16 protein-coding genes and 1 pseudogene are annotated in these 18,720 nt (G+C 45.1%); 7 read left to right on the top strand and 10 right to left on the bottom strand.

The features are described 5' to 3' along the window. Nucleotides 1-44 precede the first annotated feature (44 nt). Nucleotides 45-929, top strand: a complete 885-nt coding sequence (locus CEF21_RS10385; RefSeq protein WP_123916073.1) for a hypothetical protein — start codon at nt 45-47, stop codon at nt 927-929. Here the strand turns inward: CEF21_RS10385 and CEF21_RS10380 are convergent. Beyond that, nucleotides 818-1,201, bottom strand: a complete 384-nt coding sequence (locus CEF21_RS10380) for a DoxX family protein (protein WP_123916071.1) — start codon at nt 1,199-1,201, stop codon at nt 818-820. The genes CEF21_RS10385 and CEF21_RS10380 overlap by 112 nt on opposite strands. Nucleotides 1,202-1,363: 162 nt before the next feature. Between CEF21_RS10380 and CEF21_RS10375 the strand changes: the two genes are divergently transcribed. Then, a complete protein-coding gene (locus CEF21_RS10375; protein ID WP_123916069.1) occupies nt 1,364-2,182 on the top strand; it encodes a lipid II flippase Amj family protein in 819 nt (272 codons plus the stop codon). Between the two features lie 31 nt (nt 2,183-2,213). Here the strand turns inward: CEF21_RS10375 and CEF21_RS10370 are convergent, their stop codons facing one another. Further along, complete coding sequence (locus CEF21_RS10370; RefSeq protein WP_123916067.1) at nt 2,214-4,304, bottom strand: HelD family protein; 2,091 nt, start codon at nt 4,302-4,304, stop codon at nt 2,214-2,216. 122 nt (nt 4,305-4,426) lie between these two features. Between CEF21_RS10370 and CEF21_RS10365 the strand changes: the two genes are divergently transcribed. Beyond that, nucleotides 4,427-4,939, top strand: a complete 513-nt coding sequence (locus CEF21_RS10365) for a histidine phosphatase family protein (protein ID WP_123916065.1) — start codon at nt 4,427-4,429, stop codon at nt 4,937-4,939. Nucleotides 4,940-5,013: 74 nt separating this feature from the next. Here the strand turns inward: CEF21_RS10365 and CEF21_RS10360 are convergent. Next, nucleotides 5,014-5,859 (bottom strand): annotated as a pseudogene (locus CEF21_RS10360) (Cof-type HAD-IIB family hydrolase). Further along, complete coding sequence (locus CEF21_RS10355) at nt 5,859-6,632, bottom strand: DeoR/GlpR family DNA-binding transcription regulator (RefSeq protein WP_123916063.1); 774 nt, start codon at nt 6,630-6,632, stop codon at nt 5,859-5,861. The pseudogene CEF21_RS10360 and the gene CEF21_RS10355 overlap by 1 nt, the downstream one beginning before the upstream one ends. Nucleotides 6,633-6,792: 160 nt before the next feature. Here CEF21_RS10355 and CEF21_RS10350 point away from each other — a divergent pair, with 160 nt between their 5' ends. Beyond that, entirely contained in the window at nt 6,793-7,014 is a 222-nt protein-coding gene (locus CEF21_RS10350) for a hypothetical protein (RefSeq protein ID WP_123916061.1), read from the top strand. Between the two features lie 30 nt (nt 7,015-7,044). Here the strand turns inward: CEF21_RS10350 and egtD are convergent, their stop codons facing one another. The 3 genes from egtD to CEF21_RS10335 form a co-directional block, all read right to left on the bottom strand. Beyond that, nucleotides 7,045-8,013, bottom strand: a complete 969-nt coding sequence (egtD, locus tag CEF21_RS10345) for an L-histidine N(alpha)-methyltransferase (protein WP_123916059.1) — start codon at nt 8,011-8,013, stop codon at nt 7,045-7,047. Continuing rightward, nucleotides 8,010-9,275 carry an ergothioneine biosynthesis protein EgtB gene (egtB, locus tag CEF21_RS10340; protein WP_241156813.1) on the bottom strand — a complete coding sequence of 422 codons (1,266 nt, stop codon included), beginning with the start codon at nt 9,273-9,275 and terminating at the stop codon, nt 8,010-8,012. Before egtB ends, egtD begins: the two co-directional genes overlap by 4 nt. A 435-nt stretch (nt 9,276-9,710) precedes the next feature. After that, nucleotides 9,711-10,754 (bottom strand): aldose epimerase family protein, encoded by a 1,044-nt coding sequence (locus CEF21_RS10335; protein ID WP_123916055.1) that lies wholly within the window; start codon nt 10,752-10,754, stop codon nt 9,711-9,713. A 172-nt stretch (nt 10,755-10,926) separates the two neighbouring features. On the opposite strand from CEF21_RS10335, the gene CEF21_RS10330 reads away from it, so the two are divergent. Next, nucleotides 10,927-12,060, top strand: coding sequence for a zinc-dependent alcohol dehydrogenase (locus CEF21_RS10330; protein WP_123916053.1), 1,134 nt, complete (start codon nt 10,927-10,929; stop codon nt 12,058-12,060). A 16-nt stretch (nt 12,061-12,076) separates the two neighbouring features. Here the strand turns inward: CEF21_RS10330 and CEF21_RS10325 are convergent, their stop codons facing one another. Next, complete coding sequence (locus CEF21_RS10325) at nt 12,077-12,556, bottom strand: VanZ family protein (RefSeq protein ID WP_164462153.1); 480 nt, start codon at nt 12,554-12,556, stop codon at nt 12,077-12,079. 85 nt (nt 12,557-12,641) lie between these two features. After that, nucleotides 12,642-12,818, bottom strand: coding sequence for a hypothetical protein (locus tag CEF21_RS21265; protein WP_164462152.1), 177 nt, complete (start codon nt 12,816-12,818; stop codon nt 12,642-12,644). Between the two features lie 79 nt (nt 12,819-12,897). Here CEF21_RS21265 and mreBH point away from each other — a divergent pair, with 79 nt between their 5' ends. Beyond that, nucleotides 12,898-13,905 (top strand): rod-share determining protein MreBH, encoded by a 1,008-nt coding sequence (gene mreBH, locus CEF21_RS10320; protein ID WP_123916049.1) that lies wholly within the window; start codon nt 12,898-12,900, stop codon nt 13,903-13,905. Nucleotides 13,906-14,233: 328 nt separating this feature from the next. Continuing rightward, nucleotides 14,234-14,977 carry a YtvA family blue-light photoreceptor gene (ytvA, locus tag CEF21_RS10315; protein ID WP_241156852.1) on the top strand — a complete coding sequence of 248 codons (744 nt, stop codon included), beginning with the start codon at nt 14,234-14,236 and terminating at the stop codon, nt 14,975-14,977. A gap of 123 nt (nt 14,978-15,100) precedes the next feature. Here the strand turns inward: ytvA and CEF21_RS10310 are convergent, their stop codons facing one another. Next, on the bottom strand, nt 15,101-18,658 hold the full coding sequence (locus CEF21_RS10310) for a heparinase II/III domain-containing protein (protein WP_123916045.1): 3,558 nt from the start codon (nt 18,656-18,658) through the stop codon (nt 15,101-15,103). Nucleotides 18,659-18,720 lie beyond the last annotated feature (62 nt).

Below are 18,720 nucleotides of genomic sequence, written 5' to 3'. Positions count from 1 at the left end.
GTTTATTTTGTCTTTTTATCGAGGAGGGCGGAGGTGTTTCTACTTTGTCTGATGCCGCTTGTTATTTGGCAGGTTCGCTTTTCGATTTAGCCGTTCCCGCCTTTTATTTAGCCGGACGGGGACGGTTTTTGGCCGTTCCATTTTATTTGTCCGACTTCGCACCTTATTTGGCCGTTCGGCTCTTCGATTTAGCCGTTCCTGCCTTTTATTTAGCCAAACGGGGCAGCTTTTTGGCCGTTCCATTTTATTTGTCCGAGCTCGCACCCTATTTGGCCGTTCCGCTCTTCGATTTAGCCGTTCCCGCCTTCTATTTAGCCGGACGGAGCAGCTTTTTGGCCGTTCCATTTTATTTGTCCGATTTCGCACCCTATTTGGCCGTTCTGCTCTTCGATTCAGCCGTTCCTGCCTTTTATTTAGCCGGCCGGGGCAGCTTTTTGACCGTTCCATTTTATTTGTCCGATTTCGCACCCAATTTGGCCGTTCCGCTCTTCGATTCAGCCGTTCCCGCCTTTTATTTAGCCGGACGGAGCAGCTTTTTGGCCGTTCCGTTTTATTTGTCCAATTTCGCACCTTATTTGGCCATTCAGCTCTTCGATTCAGCCGTTCCAGCCTTTTATTTAGCCGAACGGTTCAGTTATTTAGCCGTTCCGTTTTATTTGTCCGATTTGGCACCCAATTTGGCCGTTCCGCTCTTCAATTTAGCCGGCCGCCCACGGTCATTGCCTTTCCCTGTTTTAAAAAAGCTTCCCTTTTGCGCAAAAAAGAGTGCTCTGATTCTAAGAGCACTCTCCTCGGCATTTCATTTATCCTTGATTACTTACAAAGAGATGGATCCAGGTCCAGCGAATGCAAGCACTAATGCAGCCGCAATGATCAGCAGATTGTATTCAAATCCGCCCTTTCCATTCCAGTACCCGTTTTTTCCGTGAACCGTTGCGATGGCTACAATCATCGTTAAAATAATCAGTGCTGCTCCAATTCCAATCCATAATCCAAGTACGAGCAGCAGCCCTCCGAGAAGTTCTGATGCCCCCGCTCCAAGTGCCGCAAGTTTTCCCGGCTTCATGCCCAGCGACTCCATCCATTGAGCTGTTCCCTTTAGCCCATACCCTCCGAACCAGCCAAAAAGCTTTTGGCTTCCATAAGCCATAAATGTAACTCCGATCACAAGACGTAAAATGAGCAGTGCATAATCCATAATAATTCCTCCTAAATAGTTCGAAATAAAATATCTTGAATTAAAGATAACTCAATAGAATTCACAAGTCAATCATTTATTTCGAATTCGAGATATATTTTCATTTTCCAATATCTTCTTTTTTCATATATAATGCAGGTAGTCCACATAGTTAGGAGATATTTCATGCACCTCATTACAGAGAGAGTTCTGGTCATTTCTGTTTTCCTGCTGATTATAACGATGGTTGAAACCCTAGCGTATTCTGCAAGGATTTCCGGTGCACGGGTAAAATTGATTGCGACCGCCCTTTCCTTATTCAGCACGATGGTCCTCGTCTCCCGGTTTTCTGTTATGATTCAGCAGCCCATGACAGCAAAGCTGATTACAGATGCTGCCTATCTTAAGAACAACATGCAGATTGTCGAAGAACAGTTTAGGATTTTAATTGCCGTAACAACTGTTGGAGTTCTTCTTGGCATCTTTTTGTTTCCCACCTTTATTGCTCTCTTTTCAAGAGCGATTATCCAGTTATCCAGGGAACGTGGTTCCATCGTTTCCTTGATAAAAAAGAATTTCAGTCGAAACGGATTCAGAAAAATGATTCGCTGCTTTCATTTTCCGAGATGGTCTTATTTAAATGGCATTACATTAAAAACCATTCCAAAGAGGATTTTTGTTATAAACATCCTCATTTCAGCGGTATTCACAGTCGGAGTTTTATCTTCCATTTATGCTTCCGAGCTGGTACCTGAAAAATATTCACAGGCTGCCCTTATGTCATCAGGAATTATTAACGGTGTGGCAACCATCTTGCTCACTCTATTTATTGACCCTAAGGCTTCCGTCCTTGCAGATCGTGTCTCGAAGAAACAGGCCGGGTATATTTACTTAAAAAGCTATTCCTTAACCATGGTCAGTTCAAAGCTCATCGGCACAATTGCTGCACAGGCATTGTTTTTGCCTGCAGCATGGTATGTCGCATGGTTTGCTAAGTGGATATAAGAAAAAAACCCGCCAGCACTGGCGGGTTTTTTTAAGAAGTGATCAGCGGGGATCCCTGTTTGGAATAAATGACGGTCAAAGAGTGGAGAGCCCTTGTGCATCCAACATATAAAAGCTTCGCATCGGAAGCGGTTCGCTGATAATTTTCGGCATCTGCATCCACAATCAGCACAGCATCAAACTCAAGTCCCTTCGTCAAATAGACTGGAATGATTGAAACCCCGCCCTGATAGCCTTCCTGCCCTTCATAGACAAGATGTACATCAAGCCCGAGTTTCTGCAGCTCTGCAAAGTATTTTTCCGCGGCGTTTGCTGTCCTGCAAACAATCGCCAGACTGTTTGCCTTCGCTTCTGTTCGCTCCGAGACCCAATTCATAATGAAAGAAAGCGGCTCTTCTGTGTTTGCTACAGCTACTTCTTCCCCGCTTCTGAATACCGGTTTAGCCAGTACAGAAGGGGTATAGGCAGCAGAAAGCACCCGGTTGGCAAACTCTATTATTTCCATTGTGGATCGATAGCTTTTTTCCAATTCCCTGTACGCAAGCCTGCCTTTTGAAAAAACCGGCATGATTTCTTCCCATGCATGTATTCCCATATTGCTGTGTATGCCTTGCGAAAGGTCACCAAGAATGGTAAACGAATTTTTCAGAGACAGCTTTTGCAGCACGGCAATCTGGTACGGAGAGAAATCCTGTGCTTCGTCAATGACGATGTGGTGATAGCGCTCTCCTCTTTCAAGTCCATTGAGAGTTAAATGGATATGGATAAGCGGAGCCAGATCCTCGCTGGCGACTTCTTTTTTCTTTGCATTCAGTAACGTTTGCTGCAGCAATTCATCTGGCAAAATAGTGTGTTCTGACATTTCTGATATCAGTTTCTTATAGACAGAGAGGGCGTCGAGCTCAGGCCATGTTTTCATGTAGGCGCGGAGTCTTTGTCCAGCCTTTGTCTTTAATTCTTTTTGTACACTTTTCTCCCAGATCTTCTCAAGCTCTTTGCTCAGCCATTGTTTGATTTTCGCGGAAATCAGTTCCCGCTTTTTTACGGCAGGATAATTTCCGAAGTCTTCTCTATACCATTTTTCTATTACATCCTTCTTCAGAAACAAGCCGTCCCACGGCTCAAAGTCTTTCTGAGGTACGCCCTTCAGCAAATAATTCCGGAGCGCTTCCTCTATCGCTTCCATAAGTGCCAGTGATCCCTTTACTCTTCCAGGCTCATTGTTTCCGCTCTCAGCCCGATTCAGCCCCGGTGTAAACCAGTGCTGTTTATCTGCTTTTTTCATTCCGATTTTGCTGCCGAGTCGAAGCAGAGCCCATTTTGAAAAGGTGGTTTGCTGAATATCTCCGACCCCGAGCTCCGGCAGAACATTTGAAATATAATCCAAAAACATGGCATTCGGCGCGAAAATAATCATCTGCTCTGCCAGCATCTTTTCTCTGTATTCATAAATAAGAAAGGCAAGCCGGTGCAGAGCGACGGTTGTTTTTCCGCTTCCGGCCACACCTTGAATGATCAGGACCGTATCACGTGATGCACGGATCATATCATTCTGCTCAGCCTGAATTGTTGAAACGATGTCTCTTAGACGATTATCCTTACGGTCTCCCAGCCTGTACAGCAAAAACTCATCGGCAGCTCCGGCATTTTCCTTTCCCTGCTCATATGTATCAACGACACGCTGAAGATTTCCTTCACGGATCACGAGGTTCCTCTTCAAGTAGATGTCCCCTTCAATGAGTCCTTCAGGAGCCATGTAATAGACTTCCTCTTCCCCGCCGGAAAATGAATAGAAAAGACTTGCGACAGGAGCACGCCAGTCAATAATCATCGCTTTACCGCTTTCCCCTTCTGAGACACCGGCTTTGCCGATGTACAGGGGTTCCGCTTCTCCCTGGCCCGCCTCTTTAAAATCCATGCGGCCAAAATAGGGTTCTTTTGCTGCGATGTCCAAATTTTTTCGGTTCCGTTCTCTTGAATCCTCTAATGCCTGTTCTGTCAGATCTTCCCCTCTGTATATCGGTACCGATCGAAGACTGATCAGCTGGCGGTCAATCTCGGCAGCAAATTTTTTGAGCTGCTGCGACTCGTACTGAAAGGCACTTTGATCTTTTTCATTCATATGTCAGTTACCTCCTCCTAGAGACTTTACGCCTGAATTTTCAGATAGAGACTGATTTTATCATACTGTTTATAGCAATACCAGTCATATATTGAATAAAACCGGTGAAAGGTGGTCCCCTTATGCCCCCATCCAGAATTGTTCTTTTCCGTCATGCAGAAAAATACACCGAGTCTCATATTACAGACTTATCTCCGGAAGGATGGCTCAGATCCCGACTGCTTTGCCGGAAATTGCTGATGTTGTACCCGGATATTGAAGGAATTTATGCAGCAGGAATCGGCACCATTGAGAAAAGCAGAAGAAAAATTCAAACCGTCCTCCCTTTAATCACGCATATGCTAATCGCAAACAAAGGAGAAGGTGCAATCAATACAGTCCGGACTGCATCTGAAACAAAGGGAACGGCAAAAGAGATCCTGAAAAGAAGTCTTTATGTGAATAAAACGGTCATCGTATGCTGGGCCCACAGCGAACTGCCATCCCTTGCGAGGGAACTAAACGGGAATCCTGTACCCGGGAACTGGCCGGATAACAGGTATGACGTCATATGGGAAATAAACGGTAAGAACGGAGTCCTGAAACAAATCCCGCAGCTCCTTTTACCGGGAGATTCTCCATTTGGAATTGATTGATATCAGTCTGTTAAAATAAAAAAATCTGCCCCGTCACGCCCCGAAAAATCAGGTTACGCCGGCAGCAGATCGTATTACAGGCTGTTTAGCATGAAAGCTACTCCGTTCTCGTCATTGGACGGACAAACGGTTCCGCTTATGTTTTTTATTTCCTGCCGGGCATTTCCCATAGCAAACCCTTTTCCGGCAGCCTGAAGCATGGATTCATCATTCATACTGTCCCCGACTGCAGCCGTTTCCTCAAGGGACAGGGAAAGGTGCTGGGCAAGTTTTGTGAGGGCGATTCCTTTAGAAGCATCCTCGTGCTCCAGCTCAAAATTATGATCAGCAGAGGTAACGATGGTTAATCCTCTGTGATCTTTAAACTGATTCCAACCTTCAAGACGCTTTTCTTCATCGAAAGAGAAGGCAAGAATATTGTAAAATTTGGCTGTTTCAGGAATACGTGTATGCGATTCAATGAATGAAAACCCTGTCTGGCTGAATTGCTTGGATGCAGCAGACTGAAGCGCATCCATTGCCGCCTTTGGGTTGGCACTAACGATTCGGTCCATTTCGATTTGCAGTCGTTCCCTTCCCCTCTGAGGAGTATAAATGGCATGCTGGCTGAAAACTTCATAATAAAATTCTTTCTCTTCAAGTCAAGAAAGGATCGGCAAGGCCTCTTCTCTTTTTATAGGAACAGAATGAAAAAGCTCTCCATCCGGCGTATGGATGGTCGCACCGTTGGCAGCTATAATCCAAGGGTTAAATCCGGTCGAATCAAAAATTTTCTGAACATCAAAATGAGCGCGTCCGGTGGCGATCACCACTTCTATACCCCGCCCGGCAGCTTGCCTCATCGCCGTCAGTTTCTCCTCACTGATTTCATTTTTACTATTTAATAGCGTTCCATCCAAATCTATGGCTGCAAGTCTTATCATGTTGTTTCCTCCGAATCTGCAATCAATATTTCAACATGGTTTTTTTCAAGTAATTCCAGCATGCGGCTTTCCGGCTCTTTATCCGTAATAAGGATATCCATTTCATTTAAATCGGCAAATTTAAAGAAATCCGTCCTCCCCAGTTTCGAATGATCGGCAAGGACAATGACCTGTTCAGCCTGGAGCAGCATTTTCCTCTTCACCATTCCGTCTTCTTCATGAGCAATGGTCAGCCCCGCTTCCGAGAGGCCAACGAGCCCTATAAATGCCTTATCTGCATGGTAATTTGCCAATTTTTCAAGAACTCCAGCCCCATAGAGAAATCCATGTTCTTTCTGGAGTTCTCCTCCCAACAGATGGATTCGGACACCTCTCTTTCCTGCGAGGATGCCGGCCTGATGGATGGAGTTTGTGATGACGGTAAATTCTTTTTCTTCCATTGCCTCTGCACACGACTGTACCGTTGTGGATGCATCCAGGATTACGCGGTCGCCCGGCTGAATAAGAGACGCTGCCTTGCCGCCAATCCGCTTTTTTTCAGCGGAAACGATAGTCAGGCGATTGCTGTAGTCTTTAATTTCCTGATGAACAGTCGGCAGGATCGCTCCTCCCCTTGTTCGGATAATGGCTTTCATTTCTTCAAGCTTGACTAAATCCCTTCTGGCTGTATCTCTGGAAACGTGAAACAGGGTACAGATTTGTTCAACTGATATTCTTTTTTCTGCTTTTAAGTAATCCATTATTGAATCGAGACGCTCTTCTTGGTACATTCATGTCCGCCTTTATAAGTAAAGTTAATGATTTATAAGTAATTATAAGCATTCTACTTACGATGTGCAATAGGAAAATAAAACGGTTTCTTGTTACATATTTTTTCTCCTTTCAGGGTATTGATTCGCATAAGCAAAATATTGCGAGGAGAGCTGAAAAATGAGAGAAACGACGATTAAGGTGAAAGAACCGTTAAATGATGAAAGAATTCAAATGATTGAATCACGGTTAGCTCAGACGGAGGGCATTGAACGTGCGCTGGTCGATGTCGATTCAGGGAGCATTTGGATTTCCTATAATGAAATGAAAATGGCTCCTGAACTGATTATGAAGGCTCTGAATGAGCACGGAATGCATGCAGAGGAAGTCCAAAACGCCTAAAAGCCCAGCCGGATTCCGGCTGGGCTTTTTTCATTCTATTAATTCCAGGTAATGGATACTAAAAAGCTGATTTTCATCTGTCCAGTATTTTTTTGCCGCAAAACCGCTCTTTAACGCAAGCGATTGAAACTCAGCTGCTTCATACTTATATGAACTTTCCGTATGAATGCTTTCTTCTTTTTTAAACACAATGCTTTCAGAGGAGATCGTGACCGTTTGGTCTTCCTTGCTTACAATATGCATTTCTATGCATCCTTTTTCTTCGTTGTAAAATGCATGATGCCTGAATGCATCAATATGAAAATCGGCACCCAGTTCGCGGTTCATTCTTTTCAAAAGATTTAAATTAAATTCCGCTGTAATTCCCCGCGAATCATTATAGGCGTCGTTCAAAATATTCGTATCTTTCTTTAAATCTACCCCTACAAGGAAGCCATCCCCTTTATCGAGCATTCCGGCTGCTGTATCAAGAAAACGGCTTGCTTCTTCAGGATTAAAATTTCCAATTGTCGATCCTGGGAAGAAGGCCGTTTTTTTCCTGCAGCGGAGAGGCGGCAGAGTAATCGGAACCGTATAGTCTCCTGCAATTGCATGAATGAAAAGGGACGGATGATTCTTACTGAGATTTAGACAGGACTCATACAAAAATTCTTTTGAGATGTCTATGGGGACATAAACCGATAAATTCTCAAATGCTTGCAGAAGAATATTGATTTTACGGCTGCTCCCGCTTCCAAATTCAATAAGAGCGGCCTCCGGACCGACCAGATCGGCCAATTCTTTTTTTATGCGTTCCAAAATCGCGATTTCGGTTCTGGTTGGATAGTATTCTTGCAAACCCGTAATTTCTTCAAATAATTCCGATCCTCTTTCATCATAAAGAAATTTAGCAGGAAGGGTCTTTTTCTGCTGCTTTAATCCCTCTAATGCTTCTTCAAGAAATCTGGACTCTCCGATTCCACAATCCGTAAATTGGATAATCTGGCTTGCTGTTTTCATTTTGCATCCTCCGCAAGGCGAAATCCACTGAACTGCCAGCGTTTTTCAGGCTGGAAGAAATTCCGGTACGAAGAACGGATATGCGACGAAGAGGTTGCACATGACCCGCCCCGGAGCACCATTTGGTTGCACATGAATTTTGCATTGTATTCGCCAAGAGCCCCTTCAAGCGGCTTGCTTCCCGGATACGGAGAATAAGGACTGGCTGTCCATTCCCATACATCTCCGTAAGCCTGCTGAAAGCCGTCCTTACCAGCTTTTGACGGTCTCGGATGAAAATTGCGGTTTTCCACAAAGTTCCCTTCGCAGGCAGTATGTTCGAGAGCATGCTCCCATTCCGCTTCTGTAGGGAGACGTTTTCCTGCCCATCTTGCATACGCATCTGCTTCGTAAAAACTCACATGGCAGACCGGCTCATTTCCGTTTACTTTCTTTTGCCCTCCGAGAGTGAATGTATTCCATCCGTCCTCCGCTTTAAACCAGTACATCGGTGAATGCCATTCTTCTTTCTTTACCCTCGCCCATCCGTCAGACAGCCAGTATTCCGGCTTCTCATAGCCGCCATCTTCCATAAAAGCTAAAAATTCCGCGTTCGTGACAGGATGGGAAGAAAGCCTGAATGATTCGAGATAGACTTTGTGCCTCGGAGATTCATTGTCAAAACAGAAATCCTGCCCGCTGTGCCCGATTTCCGCTAATCCCCCTTCAATATAAATCATCTCAGGATTGGTGCTGCTTCCTTCCGAGCTTTCAGTTGCTTCTGAATAAACCGGCAGTAAAGGATTTTGTGCAAAATTAAACTTTATATCAGTTAAAAGCAATTCCTGGTGCTGCTGTTCATGCTGAAGTCCTATTTCCAGAAGATCCTGCACCCATTCCGTCTTGTCCGCTGGCAAATCCCCCAGAAGTTTTTCTATATGCTCATTTACATAATGACGGTAGGAAAAGACTTCGCTCGCAGTCGGCCTTGTAAGAAGGCCTCTCTGGTTGCGGGGGTGAAAGGGTCCGATTGTTTCATAGTAGGAGTTAAACAGGTAATCAAACTGAGGATTCAATTCTTTATAGTCCGGCATGTGGTCCTTAAGAATGAACCGTTCAAAGAACCACGTTGTGTGGGCCAAATGCCATTTTGGAGGACTTGCATCCGGCATCCCCTGGATAACAAAGTCTTCCGCTTCAAGAGGTTCAGTCAGTTGTTCTGATAAATAGCGCACTTCTTTAAACCGCTGGAGCAATTGTTTCTGATCATTTTGAAGCAGCATGATTTTCCTCCTCATATTTGAATGGAAGAATCCATTCCCCTCTGTTGTCCGTAAATTAAGCTCATCTAGTGGGTTTTACCCCGTATTCAGAAGACCAAACCCACTGATGTTCTTCCTGTTTCAACTCTGTACGTGGAGATGCTTCCAATCAGCCATTTTAATTTGTTTCTTATATTTAGTTTTTTTAAATGCTCCTTTAAACTTGGCGGTTGATTTCCGTTGCAGGCGGTCAGCGACCAGCGGGGCGGGCGGTGAGCCTCCTCTGCGACTGCGGGGTCTCACCTGTCCCGCTGCTCCCGCAGGAGTCTCGCACCTTCCACTCCAATCAACAGCTGTTAAAAATCAAGTGGGAAGCATAGCAAGCCAAGTATAAGCGAACGCTCACCAGCCAGTTATCAGCCTTGTTAAAATAAAAAAAGCCCCCTATAGGGAGCTCTATTTTACGGAAAACGACCATTTCGTATAATGGTGATATTTTTCTCCTTTTGCGAGTTCGATAGAAGGAAAGGAGGGGTGATGGACCGCGTCCGGGGGAAACTGGGTTTCCAGGCAGACAGCCATATGTTTTCCTGCGCTGATTCCCTCCTGAAGGATAATATCACTGTCCATTGAATTGCCCGTATAAACAATGACAGCAGGCTGATTTGTCTCCGCTTCAAGAAAACGGCCGCTTTTTTCATCATAAAGAGTCATGACATTTCCTTCATCAAGAAGAAAGGGATGATCATAGCCTCCGCCTGCAATGGCAATCTGTTCATGCGTTGAATCAAGGCCTTCCTGCAGCATTCTGCCATGCCTGAAATCGAATACTGTTCCTTCCGTCTTTAAAGCTTCGCCAGTCGGCAGCGACTCCTGATCGAGTTCCAGGAAACGGCTGCTTGGAAGCACCAGTGTATGTTCCCGTACGGAATCTTTCATTCCTCCGCTCAGATTAAAATACGTATGGTTTGTCATGTTGAGCACCGTATCCTGATCTGCCTCGCCTTCGTATGATAGGACAAGCTCATTATCATTTGTCAGAACGTATGTAACCTTTACCGTCAGGTTTCCCGGGTATCCTTCTTCCCCATCCGGGCTGAAATAAGTAAATTCAATCCTTGCTTCATGCTCTGATTTAAATGCTTCAGATGACCATATCCGATGGGAAAAACCCTTTTTGCCGCCATGAAGATGGTTCCCTTCCTGATTAGCGGCAATGCGGAAATGCTGGCCGCCAACCGGCAGGTCTCCTTTTGCAATTCTCCCCCCCACTCTTCCGACAACGGCACCAAAATAGGGAACCTTATGTAAATAATCTTCAAGGCTGCTGCAGCCCATTACGACATTTTCGATCTGCCCGCTACGGTCCGGGACCTTGATGCTTAAGATTGCACATCCGTACTCGATGCACGTTATTTCCATCCCATGATCATTTTTCAGTGTATAGGCATATACTTCCCGGTCATTTACGTGACCGAATAACTTCTTGACAGCGTCCATCGAATCCCCTTTCTGTTTCTCCCAATTCATCTTAAATTGAGCATAATCTTATTGCTTCATGTTGTAAAGCATCCTGCCGGCCATCTTTTGGCATATTTCTTCACTTGAAGGATTAGAAGACATTTATTAGGGAATAGAACAACCGTCAGAAAAATGATGAGGAGTGTGGATAATGAGGGCCGTGACCTACCAAGGCAGTGAAAAGATTGAGGTTAAACAAGTAAATGATCCCGTGATTCAGGAAAAAAGCGATATGATTGTTAAAATTACGTCAACCGCCATTTGCGGATCCGATCTTCATCTCTATCAGGGGAATATGCCTATTAATAAGGATTACGTGATCGGACATGAACCTATGGGAATTGTGGAGGAAGTCGGTTCGGGTGTTAGCAGCGTAAAAAAAGGAGACCGGGTAGTAATCCCGTTCAACATCGGCTGCGGAACATGCTTTTACTGCAGCAACCATATGGAAAGCCAGTGCGATAATTCCAATCCGCACGGAGATCAGGGAGGTTTATTCGGTTTCACTGAAATGTTCGGCGGTCATCCAGGCGGACAGGCCGAGTACCTCCGCGTACCGTTTGCCGATTTTACGTCATTCGTCGTTCCGGAATCTTGCGAACGGGAGGATGAGGATCTTCTCTTTATGTCAGATGTCCTCCCCACTGCCTACTGGAGTGTAGAAAACGCGGGAGTTAAAGCAGGCGATACAGTAATTGTCCTGGGCTGCGGGCCGGTCGGTCTTATGGCACAGAAATTTGCAGCAATGGCCGGGGCTGAACGGGTCATCGCTGTCGATCATCTTGATTACAGACTGAATAAAGCGAAAAAAATGAACGGCGTTGAAACCTTTGATTTTACAAGCACAAAAGATGCCGGATCCTATCTGCATGAATTTACGAAAGGCGGAGCAGATGTTGTGATTGATTGTGTCGGGATGGATGGCAAAATGTCAGCGATGGAAAAAGTGGGACAAAAGCTGAATCTCCATGGAGGAAGCCTCGGCCCTATCCGCATCGCATCAGAAGCCGTAAGAAAATTTGGAACGATTCAGCTTACAGGAGTATATGGCGACTCGTATAACGAATTTCCTCTTGGCGATATTTTTTCAAGAAATATTACCATTAAAACCGGACAGGCACCTGTCATCCATTATATGCCCAGATTGTTTGACATGATTCAGTCCAACCAGCTTACACCATCCGAAATTGTATCCCACAAAATTTCACTTGATGATGCGGCACATGCTTATAATATATTTAATGAACACGAAGATGAGTGCGTAAAAGTTGTGTTGAAACCATAACAAAACGGGGCCGTCCTTATCTGGACCGCCCCATTTTCATCATGAACCGGAATAGAATGAATCCAATTCCTCCGCCTAGCGTATTTAATAGAAGATCATCGACATCGAACACTCCCAGAGCAAGCGAAAGCTGTATAAACTCTAGGGTCAGACTGAATAGCAGCGAGAATAAAAGCATGTACCAGAACTTTCTCATTTTTTTAAATAAAACAGGGATGAGCAAGCCAAAAGGAATAAACCCGGCAAGGTTGCCAAGAAGATTAGGTACGCTCAATCCCGGTCTGCTTTGGGCAACCATAAGGTAACGTTTGACTGTCGAAAGGGGAACGACATTGCTGTAAACTAAATTTTGCCGGATTAAATCCTGGCTCAATCCTGCAAAATGTTCAGGAGAATTGGCAAGTGATATTTGTTTAAACAATACGAGTTTCAGCAGAAAGGCCAAATAAACAATCAGGATTCCCGCTGCAACTGTTTTCAGCTGCTTTTTTACCATTAGCATTCCATCTTTCATCTGGATAACTTTTCTTTTACTTCTCTGTCTTTTATTCTAAAAAATTCACTATTTCAGACCTACTCTATCAAATTCCATCCTGAATGAACAGGTAAAAAGAGCGGAAAAAAGATTTATTTGCTGCGATTCCCGATATTCCCATTCTTTTCACATACTTTTCTGATAGTCTTGGCTCTTGCTGCAAAAACCGGCTGACTGATTCAGTTGATTTTTGGGGAGGAATCCGGCTTCCACAACATTCCATTGAAACCGACCCCCATAAATCGACATAATAAGTAGAAGCCATATATAAGTCTCGAATTCTATAAAGAATGGGTGAAATTATGTTTTCTAACACTGAAATTGGAATTGATCTTGGAACCGCCAATATATTGGTTTACACAAAAAACAAAGGAATTGTTTTAAATGAACCATCTGTGGTGGCCATTGATACAGAAACGAAAAACGTACTGGCTGTCGGTGCGGAAGCCAAAAGCATGATCGGAAAAACCCCTGGAAAAATCGTTGCAATCCGCCCTCTAAAAGATGGTGTCATCGCCGATTATGATGTAACGACCGAAATGCTGAAACAAATTATGAAAAAAGCAAGCAAACAGCTTGGATTCTCGATCCGTAAACCAAGTGTCGTTGTCTGCACCCCATCCGGCTCCACTTCTGTTGAACGCCGCGCCATTCATGATGCAGTCAAAAACTGTGGCGCCAAACACGTTCATTTGATTGAAGAGCCTGTCGCAGCTGCGATTGGCGCTGACTTGCCTGTGGCAGAGCCAGTGGCAAACGTAGTGGTGGATATCGGCGGAGGAACAACCGAAGTAGCGATCATTTCATTCGGCGGTGTTGTTTCCTGTCATTCTATCCGCATAGGAGGAGACCAGCTTGATGAGGATATAGTTACATATGTCCGTAAAAAATATAATCTGCTTGTCGGGGAACGGACGGCTGAACAGATTAAAATCGAAATCGGCTATGCATTGGTCGAACATGAAGAATTGACGATGGATGTGCGCGGACGCGATTTGGTGACCGGTCTTCCGAAAACCATTGAGCTGCGCTCGAATGAAATCCAGCATGCCATGAAAGAATCCCTTTCCCATATCCTTGAAGCCATTCGCGCGACTCTCGAGGATTGCCCTCCTGAACTGAGCGGTGATATCGTGGACCGCGGAGTCATCCTGACAGGCGGAGGGGCACTGCTGAACGGTATGCAGGATTGGCTTAGCAAGGAAATTGTCGTTCCTGTCCACCTTGCACCCAATCCGCTCGAATCTGTTGCAATCGGAACAGGGCGGTCACTTTCTGTCATTCATAAACTTCAAAAAGCTGCCAAATAAAAAATCCTGGTACAAGTCCTAAAAAGAAAATACCAAAACGGAACCCCTCTGAACGCGTTGTTTCAAGCATTCAGGGGGGTTCCATTTTTTATACAGAGTGATAGAATGGATGGAGCTAATCTGTATAGTGCTCCACTCCGGCTTAGAGCAGCGCGGCGGGTGAACCTATGCCTCCCGGCAAAGGAAGGCTCCCTCCCGGCACTCTGCGGGAAAACCCCTTTTAACAGGGTGGTTAGGATATCCTATGCTCCCTTCCTTGTTTGAACAAGAAGGAAAAGAGGGAATACATGTGATACATACTTTTCGGGAGGAACGATGGCCGGTGAACATGATTTTGAATGATGAATTATTGAAAAAAACCCTGGATTCTGCACATGTCGGGGTAACAGTGACGGACCCGTCCTTACATGATAATCCGATTGTTTATGCCAATCACGGTTTTCTTGAAATGACCGGTTATTCTATAGAGGACATAATCGGAAAAAATTGCCGCTTTCTTCAAGGTAAAAAAACGGATCCTGAAACGGTCTTAAAAATAAAAGATGCCATTTATCGAAACCAATCGGTCCTGGTGGAAATTTTCAATTACCGCAAAAACGGATCTGCCTTCTGGAATGAGCTTCATATCGAACCCGTATATGTTGAGAGTGAACAGAAAACTTATTTCATCGGAATCCAGAAAAATGTGACAAAGCAAAAAGAATACATGGACAGAATCATTGAACTGTCTGCACCGGTTGTTCCCATTCATGATCGCCTTTCCGTGCTTCCGCTAATCGGCGAACTGACAGCAAAGCGATCAGAGGAGATCTTGAATACCGTCTCCTCCTACGCATCCGATTCTGCTGATTTTGCAATCATTGTAGATGTTTCAGGACTCGTTAAAGTAGAGAAAAATGAAGTCCTGGGCCTGCTTAATCTTTATAGCGTACTGAAGATGATGGGGACTGAAATGATTTTGACCGGGATTACCCCATTCCTGCTGTTAGAGACAAGCCCGGAGCTCATCGGGCAACTGTCAGGCATTCGAACCTTTATGACTGTAAAGCAGGCGATTGACTCATTTGAATAAAAAGCGGGCTCTTCCGCCAAGTTAAAAAGTCCTGCCGCCGCAGGACTTTTTAATTTCTGCTGCAGCAGCTTTGCACTCTATTGGATTTCTCTGCTTTTAAAGAGGTAAACGGCTTGTTGATTTCTATTGTTCAATAATCGTCAATCCGTTCATTTCATTTCCCTGAGTGATCTTTCCGTTTACTTTTATTTCTTTATATCCGGTCCCTTTGACCATGAGTGTTGCGTTTTTCATGATGAGTTTATCAGGCAAAGAAATGTTCAGGGTTTTTTCTGCGGGTATGACTTTTATAGGCAGCTCCTTACAGCTGCTGGCTTTTCCTTTATATGCACTTATACTTGCTGCAAGAATCCATCCTTTTTCGGGAGCTGGATCGGTCAGGAAACAGGTCATCCCTTCCCCGTCGGTAATCTGAATGCTCTTTCCATCAATCCATTCTGCTTGAAAATCCTGTGCCCCTGCTCCGAAAACATTCACGAATGCTGCTGATTCTCCGTTTTGCCGCTGAATAAGCACCGGAGCGTTCTGATCTGGCTTCGTGGAAGGTCCCGGCCCCATTGCAACAGCGGCTTCTCTCAATCCTGTATCAAGCGAGATCATCGTGAGTTCTTTATCATCCAAGGTCCATTTCCCTTTAAATGACTGCTGCACAAAAGCGCTTTTCGGATTCTTTAAAAATTGATAGCCATTTTGAAATCCCAGGGGGCTATGCCGGTCCGATAATGAAAGATTGACTGATAGCTCTCCAAGTCCGTGAAATAACCAATCATATTGCCGGATCTCTCCGGGGCTGGATGCTTCCATCCAATCAATTGCATATCGTCCGTGCAGCAGAATCGTCCTCTCCGCTTTTACACCGGGATAGGCATCTCCTGCAGAGGCTTTCATCACATGAAGATTTTTGCCAAAAGCAAATTCCTCCAATTTTCCTTCGACCGCCTTTTGCGACGTTCCATCTACCGTGAGCGTATTGTGGCTTACTGTTTGCTTATACCACCCTGTATAAAGGACATGCCCGTAACTTGGGGTACCGAAATCAGGAGCAAACGCTTCCCCTTCCGCAAATAAATCCATGTGAAGTTTATCAGGATGTCCATGGGATCCGCCATATGGGCCGTAATCCATTAAGATATACAGGCTGCCGTTTCGTAATACACTCTGCCCAGCCCCTTCAAAATTCCGGCTTTTCCATGTATAGCTTCCGTCAGCGGGGATGCTGTCCACTCCTTTGAACAGAGCGTGTTCCCCTTCGCGAGGCGTTGTTTGGTATTTATGCGCAAGCAGCCAGGCAAAACCGGGCGAGCCATAGGCTGCAAGTGCCCCTTCGTAATCAAAACTCCCTTTTACCGTTACAGGGTCGATCAGTGAGCTTCCATAAACGCCTCCGTCATTATTGAACGGAAGCCCGTAATCCGGGTAGGCATAGTCGAGCGGGAGCTCAAACATTTTCTTCAGTTCAGGACTGCTGTATAAATCATAGCCCCAGCTTTCAGCACCATCAGCCAAGTATTGGAGCGCCCTCAAGGCATATAGATGATAGGCAATGGACCCCTCCCACCAAAACCCATCTGACTGGACGCTCTCTCTCATTAAATAATAGAAGCCATGTTCTCCATTTATCGCAAAATCCATATATTCGGCGTCCCCAAGAACAAAACCAATCATGCCGACCGCCGCAATATGCCAAGCCTGCCAATTCGACCTTCCCATGTCATATTCGCTGATTGCGGCAGCAGACGGACGGAGCATATTCAGCTCAATATTGGATTTGTCGCCGTTCGTGAGTAATGGTCCGTCATAAAGCAAATCATAGACAATCGCAAGGTCGACCATGCTTACGGATTCATCCAGTGTCTGCCAATAAAGCCTTCCACCCCTGGCCTGCTTTGAATAGTTCGGATAAGTGTTGGCGTATTCCCTTAAGACGGAGGCAGCTTTTTCCCCATATCTTTCATCACCGCTTAACCTGTACGCTAAAGCAAGGGTCCTTGCAGCTTTTATCACTTCATTGTGCCGGTAATATCGCCAGCCTGCATCAAAAGAATCCCCTTCATAGTATTTGTTCTCGGACGGACAATAGTGTTTATGGGGACTCGACGGGTCATATTCAAGCTTTGAGCTGTCATCACATAAAAACCACATCCCGTGGCCGCCTGCCTGATCCAGCACATCTAAATTCCGGACGAGAAGCTGATCAGCCTCTGCCGTCAATTTTTTCGCATAGTCCGCTGCCCATGGTTCATCAGAAATTCTCTTTTTAGCCCGTTCAAGTTCTGATAAATGAATAAAAGACTTTGGCCTCAAGTGAGTGGCCGCTTCCCATTTTACCGGCTTCCATTTCAGCTTCACCCGAAAATCAGCTCCAAGCTTTAATCTTGATAAAACAGATATCGTCATCGTTTGTTCCTCTCCTGCCGGCGGATCAGCGGGCCATTTCCATTTGACTTTCAGAATCTTCGACTCTCCCGCCGAAAGGTCGCCCGACCACTCGCTGACCGTTACGGCTTCCGAATAGGGTTCAGGAATCGTGACCTCAAAATGATCCGGTTCAGCTGCTTTATTTAATATCGTCACATAATAAATTTGTTCTGTACCGGGGACTCCCTCTTTTTCGATGACTTTCGGGGAAACCTGGAAGGACTCTCTTACAAGCTTCATATCATCGAAATAAACGGCGGTCTCCGGATTTGGGGGCTGGTCAGAATACCAGAAAGAATGAAACGTAAGTTTTTTTACTGTAGTCAGCCCGAGAGGCTGTCTCGAAGGCGTAAAATCTTTTAATGGAATAGAGACTTGCTTCCATCCGGTCCAGTCTATTTTCAGGCCGGTCAGAAAATAATCGAATCCTTCTGTTGCGGGATCATCAGAATCCAAAATGGGATAGATTGTCGTGCCTGTAGCTTTTTCTGAGTACATCCAAAACTCAAGCTTGTCATAACGCGACCAGTCTTTTGGAATCGCTGTGGACTGTACCGCTTTTTTTACTTGCATCTGGTCCCATTTGCCGCTGAAAAGCCCCTCCTTCACATGAACGCTGTTTTCCGTGATGGAGGTCCATTTTTTTGCATCTTCAAATCCGTCTATAGGCAGAATATCAGATTCCTTCGTATAGTCCAGAGTCATTTGGTCCAGGATTAAGCGGGTATCGGAGTTTGGAACCTCCCCATACCATGATGTATGCAGCCTGATCTGATCAATTTTGCTGAAACCTGCAGGAGTATATCCTGCGCGGAAAGAATAGTAGGGCAGCGAAATATTGCGCCAGCCCTCCCAGGTGATGGAAATAGAGGCAATATAGTAGTCTAATTGTGAAGTGGCAGGATTGTCAGAGTAGAGGATTGCGTAGATTCGGTCGTTTGTTGCTTTTTCTGAGTAAACCCATAAATTCAGCGTATCGTAGGATGACCAGTCTTTTGGAATGGCACTGGTTTCAACAGCCTTGATTATCTTCCCTGTGGCAGGGTCTGTCTTCCACTTTCCGGCAAAGCTTCCATCATGGATCATGTCTGTTTCTTGCTCAAGCCCCTTCCATTCTGCTATGTTCTCAAAATCCTGAATGACGAGACTTCCTTCTTCCCCGTTCTCTTTAACTGGCGGCTCTTCCGCTCTTGCTTGTTCAGGAAAATGCGGCCATAACAGCATCCAGGACAGCAAAATCAGTATTCCCCTTTTAATGATCATCCATTTCCCCCAAAGTTAGCCCGCTCACATGCTTTATTGCTGGTAGAAAGCAAGTGACTTTA

The sequence above is a fragment of the Bacillus sp. FJAT-42376 genome, assembly GCF_003816055.1.
GTDB lineage: Bacteria > Bacillota > Bacilli > Bacillales > Bacillaceae > Metabacillus_B.
The sequence above is the reverse complement of the archived record's forward strand: the minus strand, read 5'-3'. Positions and strand labels throughout refer to the sequence as shown.

What these genes read in the sequence shown, in the direction of transcription:
- CEF21_RS10375 (WP_123916069.1), top strand. Translation starts at nt 1,364, where the DNA reads ATGCACCTCATTACAGAGAGAGTTCTGGTCATTTCTGTTTTCCTGCTG.
- CEF21_RS10370 (WP_123916067.1), bottom strand. Translation starts at nt 4,304, where the DNA reads ATGAATGAAAAAGATCAAAGTGCCTTTCAGTACGAGTCGCAGCAGCTC.
- CEF21_RS10365 (WP_123916065.1), top strand. Translation starts at nt 4,427, where the DNA reads ATGCCCCCATCCAGAATTGTTCTTTTCCGTCATGCAGAAAAATACACC.
- CEF21_RS10355 (WP_123916063.1), bottom strand. Translation starts at nt 6,632, where the DNA reads ATGTACCAAGAAGAGCGTCTCGATTCAATAATGGATTACTTAAAAGCA.
- CEF21_RS10350 (WP_123916061.1), top strand. Translation starts at nt 6,793, where the DNA reads ATGAGAGAAACGACGATTAAGGTGAAAGAACCGTTAAATGATGAAAGA.
- egtD (WP_123916059.1), bottom strand. Translation starts at nt 8,013, where the DNA reads ATGAAAACAGCAAGCCAGATTATCCAATTTACGGATTGTGGAATCGGA.
- egtB (WP_241156813.1), bottom strand. Translation starts at nt 9,275, where the DNA reads ATGCTGCTTCAAAATGATCAGAAACAATTGCTCCAGCGGTTTAAAGAA.
- CEF21_RS10335 (WP_123916055.1), bottom strand. Translation starts at nt 10,754, where the DNA reads ATGGACGCTGTCAAGAAGTTATTCGGTCACGTAAATGACCGGGAAGTA.
- CEF21_RS10330 (WP_123916053.1), top strand. Translation starts at nt 10,927, where the DNA reads ATGAGGGCCGTGACCTACCAAGGCAGTGAAAAGATTGAGGTTAAACAA.
- CEF21_RS10325 (WP_164462153.1), bottom strand. Translation starts at nt 12,556, where the DNA reads ATGGTAAAAAAGCAGCTGAAAACAGTTGCAGCGGGAATCCTGATTGTT.
- CEF21_RS21265 (WP_164462152.1), bottom strand. Translation starts at nt 12,818, where the DNA reads ATGGAATGTTGTGGAAGCCGGATTCCTCCCCAAAAATCAACTGAATCA.
- mreBH (WP_123916049.1), top strand. Translation starts at nt 12,898, where the DNA reads ATGTTTTCTAACACTGAAATTGGAATTGATCTTGGAACCGCCAATATA.
- ytvA (WP_241156852.1), top strand. Translation starts at nt 14,234, where the DNA reads ATGATTTTGAATGATGAATTATTGAAAAAAACCCTGGATTCTGCACAT.
- CEF21_RS10310 (WP_123916045.1), bottom strand. Translation starts at nt 18,658, where the DNA reads ATGATCATTAAAAGGGGAATACTGATTTTGCTGTCCTGGATGCTGTTA.